Annotated in this window: 7 protein-coding genes; 6 read left to right on the forward strand and 1 reads right to left on the reverse strand. The window is 69.7% G+C overall.

The genetic code is table 11. The features are described from left to right. The 4 genes from ABDW35_RS25390 to ABDW35_RS25405 form a co-directional block, all read left to right on the forward strand. Window positions 1–1,988: EAL domain-containing protein (locus ABDW35_RS25390; protein ID WP_343716649.1), on the forward strand; the 1,988-nt coding region annotated here is incomplete at its 5' end. 144 nt (window positions 1,989–2,132) lie between these two features. Continuing rightward, the gene (locus ABDW35_RS25395; RefSeq protein WP_343716650.1) at window positions 2,133–2,951 is read left to right on the forward strand and encodes a helix-turn-helix transcriptional regulator; all 819 of its coding nucleotides are present in this window, start codon (window positions 2,133–2,135) and stop codon (window positions 2,949–2,951) included. 204 nt (window positions 2,952–3,155) lie between these two features. Further along, on the forward strand, window positions 3,156–3,833 hold the full coding sequence (locus tag ABDW35_RS25400) for a sugar transferase (protein ID WP_343716651.1): 678 nt from the start codon (window positions 3,156–3,158) through the stop codon (window positions 3,831–3,833). Between the two features lie 138 nt (window positions 3,834–3,971). Further along, complete coding sequence (locus ABDW35_RS25405; protein ID WP_343716652.1) at window positions 3,972–6,344, forward strand: calcium-binding protein; 2,373 nt, start codon at window positions 3,972–3,974, stop codon at window positions 6,342–6,344. Between the two features lie 15 nt (window positions 6,345–6,359). On the opposite strand, the gene ABDW35_RS25410 is transcribed toward ABDW35_RS25405, so the two are convergent. After that, on the reverse strand, window positions 6,360–6,830 hold the full coding sequence (locus tag ABDW35_RS25410; protein WP_343716653.1) for a GNAT family N-acetyltransferase: 471 nt from the start codon (window positions 6,828–6,830) through the stop codon (window positions 6,360–6,362). An 89-nt stretch (window positions 6,831–6,919) separates the two neighbouring features. Between ABDW35_RS25410 and ABDW35_RS25415 the strand changes: the two genes are divergently transcribed. After that, window positions 6,920–8,206 (forward strand): amidohydrolase family protein, encoded by a 1,287-nt coding sequence (locus ABDW35_RS25415; RefSeq protein ID WP_343716654.1) that lies wholly within the window; start codon window positions 6,920–6,922, stop codon window positions 8,204–8,206. 119 nt (window positions 8,207–8,325) lie between these two features. Then, window positions 8,326–9,072: GTP-binding protein (locus ABDW35_RS25420; protein WP_343716655.1), on the forward strand; the 747-nt coding region annotated here is incomplete at its 3' end.

Here is a 9,072-nt window from a genome sequence, read left to right on the forward strand (position 1 = left end):
ATAGAAACGGGTTTTTATCGCGACAGTGGAAGGCGATGCTGGGCTATGCCGATGACGAGGTCGGCGTCACCGTCGCCGACTGGTCCGAACGCGTGCATCCGGAAGACCTGCCGCGCTGCTGGGCGATGATCAACGACCACCTGGCCGGCCGGTCGCCCGATTTCGTGCTGGAGCACCGGATGCGCGCCCGGGACGGGTCCTGGCGCTGGATCCTCGACCGCGGCAAGGCGGTTGAGCGCGATGCGGACGGCCGGGCGCGGCGGGTCATCGGCACCCACACCGACATCACCGACCATGTCGAACTGGCCGAGGCGCTGTTCGAGGAGAAGGAGCGGCTGCGGGTCACGCTGCACTCGATCGGGGACGCCGTGATCTCGACCGACGCGCTGGCCCGCGTCACCTTCATGAACCCGGCCGCCGAGCAGATGACCGGCTGGTCGGCGGAGGAGGGGATGGGCCGGCCCCTGTACCAGGTCTTCCGCCTGATCGACGAATCCGGCCATGCCGTGCCCGACCCCGTCGAATCCTGCCTGGCCCGGATGCAACCCTACTACCTCGATACCGATGTCATCCTGCTGGCGCGGGATGGCGATCGGCGCCACATCCGGGATTCGGCGGCGCCGGTGCGCACCGCCTCGGGCGAGGTGATCGGCGCGGTGCTGGTGTTCCAGGACGTCACCCGCGACCGCACGCTGCAGCAGGCCCTGGCGCATTCCGCCACCCATGACAGCCTGACCGGCCTGCCCAACCGCGTCGCCTTCGAGCGAGCGCTGCTGGAGGCCTGCGAGCAGGCGCGCCGCGACGGACGCCGGCACGTGCTGTGCTTCATGGATCTCGACCGTTTCAAGATCGTCAATGACGGCGCCGGCCATGCCGCCGGCGACGCACTGCTGCGCGACATCGCCAACCTGCTGCGCCGCCTCAGCCGCGGCCGGGACCTGGTGGCCCGCCTCGGCGGCGACGAATTCGCCATGCTGCTGCGCGACTGCTCAGTCGATGACGGTGTCACCATCGCCCGCCAGTTCATCCGCGCCGTGGCCGAGCTGCGCTTCACCTGGGACGACAAGTCCTACCAGATCGGCGCCAGCGTCGGCCTGACCGCGGTGGCCGGGGACGGGACCCGGGCGGACGAGCTGCTGAGCCAGGCGGATGTCGCCTGCTACACCGCCAAGACCGCCGGGCGCAGCCAGGTCTCGATCTATGGCGGCGACGGCAGCGCGGCGCAGCGCCACCGGCGCGAGATCCAGGTCGCCGCCGGCATCCGCGACGCGATCGAGGCCGGCCGCTTCCGCCTGTTCGCCCAGGAGATCCGCGACCTGCGGCCCGGACGCGACGGCGCCCGGCATGTCGAGATCCTGCTGCGGATGCAGGACGACAATGGCGAGATGGTCGAGCCGTCCGGCTTCATCCCGGCGTCGGAGCGGTACGACCTGATGGGCAACATCGACCGCTGGGTGATTCGCACCGCGCTGCACGGCTACGGCGCGCAGCTGCGGGCCGCGCCGGACCTGTCGATCGGCATAAACCTCTCGGCCAACACCCTGGACGATCCGTTCCTGTGGCCCTTCCTGAAGGAGGAACTGGCCGCCTCCGGCCTCAATCCCGGCCGGCTGCATTTCGAGATCACCGAGACCGCGGTGATCAACAACCTGGCGGCGGCCAGCCGCTTCATCGCCAAGGTCCGCGCAGCCGGCTGCGCCGTGGTGCTGGACGATTTCGGCAGCGGCCTCAGCTCCTTCGCCTATCTGCGTCAGTTCCCGGTCGACGGGCTGAAGATCGACGGCGGCTTCATCCGCCAGATCACCACCAGTGCGGTCGACCGGGCGATCGTGGAATCGATCAACGCCATCGGCCATCGCCTCGGCACCGTCACCGTGGCCGAGCAGGTCGAGGATGCCGAGACCCTGGCGCTGGTGCGGGCCATGGGGATCGACCAGGCCCAGGGCTTCGCCGTCGGCCGGCCCCGGCCGCTGGACAGCATGCTGTGAGGCGTCCGCGCGACTCCGCCCGCAATTCCCGAATGAATCGTCCGCAGTGCGCTTCGTCACCGCTACAGCGGGAGAGGCAGATCTATTATCATCCTATGCACGGCATGTGCAGCGCCAGCCTTGGCGAGATGAGAGGGGAACCCGATGCAAGGCCGTTTCATCGGCGAGTCGGCCATCCGGCCGCTGGTCGATGTGCCGTCTTCCGTCGCCCGACCGGATGAGCAGGACATCCTCGGGCTGATCGACCTGATCTACGAAGCCGGCATCGGCAACGAGGACTGGCCCGATGTGCTGCGCCGGCTCGGCGACGCGCTGGGCGGCGAGGCCGTGGTGCTGCGCCGGCTGGCCCCGGCAACCCCCGGCCCGGCCACCATGGCGACCGAGACCGATCCGGACTATGTCGACCGCTACCAGGCGCATTATCACCGGCTGCTGCCGCTGCTGTCCCTGCTGCCGCGGCTGCAGCCCGGCGCGACCTTCGCCCATTCGGCCCTGATCCCGGATGCGGAGTACCGGCGCAGCGAGTTCTACAACGACTTCATGCGCCCGCAGGGCAAGGACCACGGTCTGTACTGGGTGGATTTCGCCCGCGGCAGCCTGTCGGCGATGCTGTCGGTCTGGCGGCCGCTGCGGCGGCCGGACTGGGACGACGAGCAGGTGCGGGTGCTGCGCGCGATCGGGCCGCATCTCGGCCGGGCGCTGCGGATCGAGCGCGGCCTGGCCGATGCCGGCGGGCCGGCCGCGCCCGAGGCGCACCGGCCGGCGGCGCACCTGACCCCGCGCGAATGCGACTGCCTGGGCTGGATCGCCCGCGGCGCATCGAGCAAGGAGGCCGCGCGCCGGCTGTCGCTGTCGGTCTACACCGTCAACGAATACGTCGCCTCGGCCATGCGCAAGCTGGGGGCGGGCAGCCGCGCCGAAGCCGTCGCCATGGCGCTGCTCTGCGGCGCGATCGGGGGCTGACCCTCCGTCACAGGACCGGGCTCCCCCTCATTCTGGGGGATTGAGGTCCCAGCGAGTCTCGGGAAAAAGGGAACGAGGTCGCGCCTGGTTTGTTCAGGCGGCGGCGCCGTCCCGCTCGGGCGGGATGGGACGCGGATCGCAGAGCCGGCGACGGAATCTCGGCCCCGGTCCGTGTGCGTGTCGAGTCTTGGTGGGGGATCTCATATGCCGTCGGACATCCCGGTCAGCGCGGTCGACGAGACCGTGGCCTCGCGGATTTTGCCGGGCCCTCGTGCCGCCGTGGCCGCCAAGCGCGCCACCGACATCGTGCTGTCGGTGCTACTGCTGGTGCTGTTCGCGCCGCTGTTCCTGGCCTGCGCGATCATGATCCGGCGGTCGGGACGGGGGATTTTCTACAGCGACCGGCGCGTCGGGCGCGACGGCAGGATCTTCTACTGCCACAAGTTCCGGACCATGGTGCCGAACGCCAACAAGCTGCTGGCGGATCTGCTGCAGAAGGACCCTGAGATGCGGCGGGAATGGGAGGCCGGCTTCAAGCTGAAGAAGGATCCGCGCGTCACCGCGATCGGCCGCTTCCTGCGCAAGACCAGCCTGGACGAGCTGCCGCAGCTGTTCAACGTGCTGAAGGGCGAGATGAGCCTGGTCGGCCCGCGGCCGATGTATGAGGAGGAGCAGGAGCGCTGGGGCGCGGCGATCCGCTACTATCACAGCGTCCGGCCGGGCATGACCGGCGCCTGGCAGATCTACGGCCGCAGCGACACCGATTACGAGACCCGGATCCGGCTCAATGTCGACTATGTGCGGAACTGGTCCTACTGGCGCGACATGGCGCTGCTGGTGCTGACGCCGCGCGTGTTCTTCGCCCGCAGCGGCGCCTACTGACGGCGAGCGCCATACCGCGTCCCGGCCGTCGCGAAGCAAGTTTGGCGCAACAAAATAACTGCAAATCGAACGGTCATTAGCCTCTTTTTCCGGCAGGATCCCACGACAAAATTCTCGTTTTCGGATCAGGGATTCATCATGGCGGTGATCAACGGCGGCGCGAACGCGGATATTCTCGACGGCACCGCGAACAACGACACCATCAACGGCCTCGGCGGCAACGACATCCTCAACGGCTTGGCCGGGGTGGACACGCTGAACGGCGGCGATGGGAACGATACGCTGCGCGGCGGGCTCGGGGCGGACGTGCTGAACGGTGGCGCCGGGGTCGACACCGCCGATTACGGCGCCAGCGCCGCCGGGGTGACCGTCGCGATCGGCGGCACCGGCAGCGGCGGCGACGCCCAGGGCGACAAGGTCGCCGCCGATGTCGAGAACATCACCGGCTCGGCCTTCGACGACACGCTGACCGGTTCGGCCGCCGCCAACAGACTGGTCGGCGGCGCCGGCAACAACACCCTCTACGGCCTCGACGGCGACGACACGCTGATCTCGGGCGACGCGTCGGGCCCGGGCAACGACCTGCTCGACGGCGGCGCCGGTAATGACACCCTCACGGCCGGCGCCGGCACCGACATCCTGCGCGGCGGCGATGGCGACGACATCCTGCGCGGGGATGCCGGGGCGGACACGCTGAGCGGCGGCGCCGGCATCGACCAGATCACCTATTTCTTCAGCACCGCCGGCGTCTCGATCAACCTGACGGCGCTGACCGCCTCGGGCGGCGACGCGCAGGGCGACGTGATCGGCAACGACATCGAGAACATCGAGGGCTCGAACGGCTTCGCCGACACGCTGGTCGGGTCCGCCGTCGCGAATGTGATCCTCGGCCGGGGCGGCGCCGACACCATCGACGGCCTGGGCGGGAACGACAATCTCGACGGCGGCGCCGGCGACGACGTGCTGCGCGGCGGCGACGGCAACGACGTGCTCTATGGCGGCGCCACCACCCTGGACGGCGTCAGCGGCAACGACATCCTCGAAGGTGGCGCCGGCGCGGATTCGCTCAAGGGCGGGGCCGGCATTGACACCATCGTCTACAATGGCCCGGCCGGGGTGACCGTGACGATCGGCGGCGTCGGCATCGGCGGCGACGCGCAGGGCGACACGATCGACATCGATGTCGAGAATATCCAGGGCACCAACGGCTTCAACGACGTGCTGACCGGCTCGCAGTTCGGCAACACGCTGTCGGGCAATGGCGGCGACGACACGCTCAACGGCCTGGCCGGCAACGACACGCTCGACGGCGGCGCCGGCAACGATGTCCTCCAGGGCGGCGACGGGGCGGACGCGCTGATCGGCGGGGCGGGCATCGACACCATCGTCTATGGCGGCAGCGCCGGCGTGACGGTGGACCTGACGGCGCTGACCGCCGCCGGCGGCGAGGCCGAGGGCGACACCATCGGCAGCGACATCGAGAACATCCGCGGCACCGCCCTGGCCGACACCCTGACCGGCTCGGCCGTGGCCAATGTCCTCACCGGCGGCGCCGGCGGCGACGTGCTGAACGGCCTGGCCGGGAACGACACGCTCAGCGGCGGCGACGGCGACGACTTCCTCAATGGCGGCGCCGGGGCGGATGTGCTGCAGGGCGGCGCCGGCATCGACACCATCAACTATGACGGCCCGGCGGGCGTCACGGTGAACCTGACGACGCTGACCGCCTCGGGCGGCGACGCCCAGGGCGACGTGATCGGCAACGACATCGAGAACATCGTCGGCACGGTCGGCTTCAACGACACCCTGACCGGCTCGGCCGTCGCCAATGTGCTGTCCGGCTATGGCGGGAACGACACGCTCAACGGCATGGCCGGGAACGATACGCTCAACGGCATGGACGGCAACGACGTGCTCCGCGGCGGGGCGGGGGCCGACGTGCTCGACGGCGGTACCGGCACCGATACCGTCAGCTACTACGACAGCTCGGTCGGGATCTCGGTCAGCCTGGTCACCGGCAAGGGCGCCGGCGGCGACGCGCAGGGCGACACCCTGATCGCCGTCGAGAACCTGTCCGGCAGCCAGGGCAATGACGGGCTGGAAGGGAATGCGGGCGACAACGTGCTCCAGGGCTGGAACGGCAACGATGCCCTTGTCGGCGGGGCCGGCAAGGACACGCTGACCGGCGGCGCCGGGGCAGATCGGTTCTACTTCACCTCGATCACGGACAGCGTGGTCGGCGCCAATGCCGACCGGATTACCGATTTCAGCCGGGCGGAGGGCGACCGTATCGATCTCCATCTGATGGACGCCAACACTCAGGTGGCGGGAGACCAGGCCTTCACCTTCATCGGCACCGGCCTCTACACCGGCGTGGCCGGCCAGCTGCGCTACGTCGCCAGCGGCGGCGTCACCACCATCGCCGGCGATGTCGATGGCGACAAGGTCACCGATTTCCACATCACCCTGACCGGCAACATCGCCCTCGTGGCCGGGGACTTCGTCCTGTAAGCCCGGACGGGCTGATCAGGCAGCGGGGATGGCCTTGGCCATGTGCACGATCGTGTACTCGCCCCGCTGCTCATGATGCGTCTCCTGATAGCCACGCGACGCATAGAGCGCGCGGTTCTCGGACATCCGGATGTTGGTGTAGAGCCGCAGCTCGGTCAGGCTGCGGCGCTGCGCCTCGCGCTCGGCGAAATCCAGCAGCCGGCGGCCCAGGCCGCGGCCCTGATGGCCGGGGTCGACCGCGACATTGACGATCAGCAGATGGTCGGGCTCGGGCCGCAGCTCGATCAGCGCGATGCAGCCATAGAGGCCGTCGATCGCCCAGATCTCATGCTCGGCCAGGGCGCGGACATAGTCGGCGCGCATCGGCTTCGGCTCGATGCCGACGCTGATCACCCATTTCGCATAGGCGCGGCGGACCAGGGCCCGGATGGCCTCCGCCTCGTCGGGCTGCGCCCGGCGGATCTCGCCCCATGTCGTGTGGAACATGGGCGTTCTCCCGTCTTTCCATGCACTGGCCGCATGCTATCGTCGGCGGCCCCGATGTCTCACTGAAATTCCGGAAGGCCAGCCCCGCCATGGATCTCGTCCTGCGCAACGCGAACCTGCCCGACGGGCGCACCGGCATCGACATCGGCATCGCCGGCGGCCGCATTGTCGCGGTCGAGCCGCGCCTCGCCGCGCAGGGGCGGGAGGAGATCGACGCGTCCGGCCGGCTGGTGACGCCGCCCTTCGTCGATTCCCATTTCCACCTCGACGCCACCCTCTCGCTCGGCCTGCCGCGGATGAACCGCTCCGGAACGCTGCTGGAGGGCATCGCCCTGTGGGGCGAGCTGAAGCCGCAGCTGACGCAGGAGGCGGTGGTGGCGCGGGCGCTGGCCTATTGCGACCTGGCGGTGGCGCAGGGGCTGCTGGCGATCCGCAGCCATGTCGATGTCTGCGACGACCGGCTGCTGGCGGTCGAAGCGCTGCTGGAGGTCAAGCGCAAGGTCGCGCCCTATCTCGACCTGCAGCTGGTTGCCTTCCCGCAGGACGGGCTGTTCCGTTCCGCCACCGCCGAGACGAACCTGCTGCGCGCGCTGGACCTCGGCGTCGACGTCGTCGGCGGCATCCCGCATTTCGAGAGGACCATGGCCGACGGCGCCGCCTCGGTGCGGCGGCTGTGCGAGATCGCGGCCGAGCGGGGGCTGCCGGTCGACCTGCATTGCGACGAGAGCGACGATCCACACTCCCGCCACATCGAGACGCTGGCGGCGGAGACGCACCGCCTCGGCCTCGGCGGCCGGGTGACAGGCTCGCACCTGACCTCGATGCATTCGATGGACAACTACTACGTCTCGAAGCTGATCCCGCTGATGCGCGAGGCCGGGGTGGCGGCGATCGCCAACCCGCTGATCAACATCACCCTGCAGGGCCGGCACGACAGCTATCCGAAGCGCCGCGGCATGACCCGGGTGCCGGAGCTGATGGCCGCCGGAATCACCGTCGCGCTCGGCCAGGACTGCGTCATGGACCCCTGGTACTCGATGGGGTCGGCCGACATGCTGGAGGTGGCGCATATGGCGGTGCATGTCGGGCAGATGACAGCGCTCGACGCCATCGCCCGCTGCTTCGCCGCGGTGACCACCGAGGCGGCGAAGGTGCTGGAGCTCGACGGCTACGGCCTGGCGCCGGGCTGCCGCGCCGACCTGGTGGTGCTGCAGGCCGCCGATCCGTTCGAGGCGGTGCGGCTGAAGGCGACCCGCCTGCTGGTGCTGCGCGGCGGCCGGGTGATCGCCCGCACGCCGGAGCGGGCGACCGCGCTGGACCTGCCGGGCCGGCCTGCCACGGTGGTCCCGACCTTCACGCCGGGGTCGATCGCCTGACCCTCGATCGGGGCTGGGCCGATCGTCTCGGAAGTGTCATGCTGGCCTCCTAAAGGCGCCCGCGCGATCGGGCATTCGCCCGGTCGGCACGGCGGGCCCGTGCAGAAGGGAGGATGCGCATGCCGCAGGAACGCCCTGCCCCCAGATACCGTTGCGCGGCCCTGGTCGGACCGTATTCGAGCGGCAAGACCACGCTGCTGGAGGCGCTGCTGCACAGCGCCGGCGCGATCCCGCGCAAGGGCAGCGTGGCCCAGAAGAACACCGTCGGCGACGCCTCGGCCGAGGCCCGCGCCCGGCAGATGACGATCGAGCCGAACCTCGCCTCCTGCCGCTATCTCGATGAGGACTGGACCCTGATCGACTGCTCCGGCTCGGTCGAGCTGGCGCATGACGCCATGGCCGCGCTGATGGTCGCCGATATCGCCGTGGTGGTCGCCGAGGCCGACCCCGACCGGGCCGTGATCCTGGCGCCGATGCTGCGCTTCCTGGACGAGCACGAGATCCCGCACATCCTGTTCATCAACAAGATGGACCGCAGCGACATCCGCATGCGCGACCTGCTGGCCGCGCTGCAGCAGGTCTCCTCCCGCCCGCTGCTGCTCCGTGAGGTCCCGATCCGCGACGGCGACAGCGTCTCCGGCTATGTCGACCTGGTCAGCGGCCGCGCCTACAAATGGCGTGAGAACCAGTCCTCCGACCTGATCGAGGCGCCGGGCGACATCAAGCCGCGCCAGGACGAGGCGCGCCAGACCCTGCTCGAATCCCTCGCCGATTTCGACGACGCGCTGCTGGAACAGCTGCTCGAGGACAAGATCCCGGCGCCGAAGGAGATCTACACCCAGCTCACCCGCGACCTGCAGCAGGAT

It is taken from the genome of Inquilinus sp. (genome assembly GCF_039594555.1).
Classification (GTDB): domain Bacteria; phylum Pseudomonadota; class Alphaproteobacteria; order DSM-16000; family Inquilinaceae; genus Inquilinus.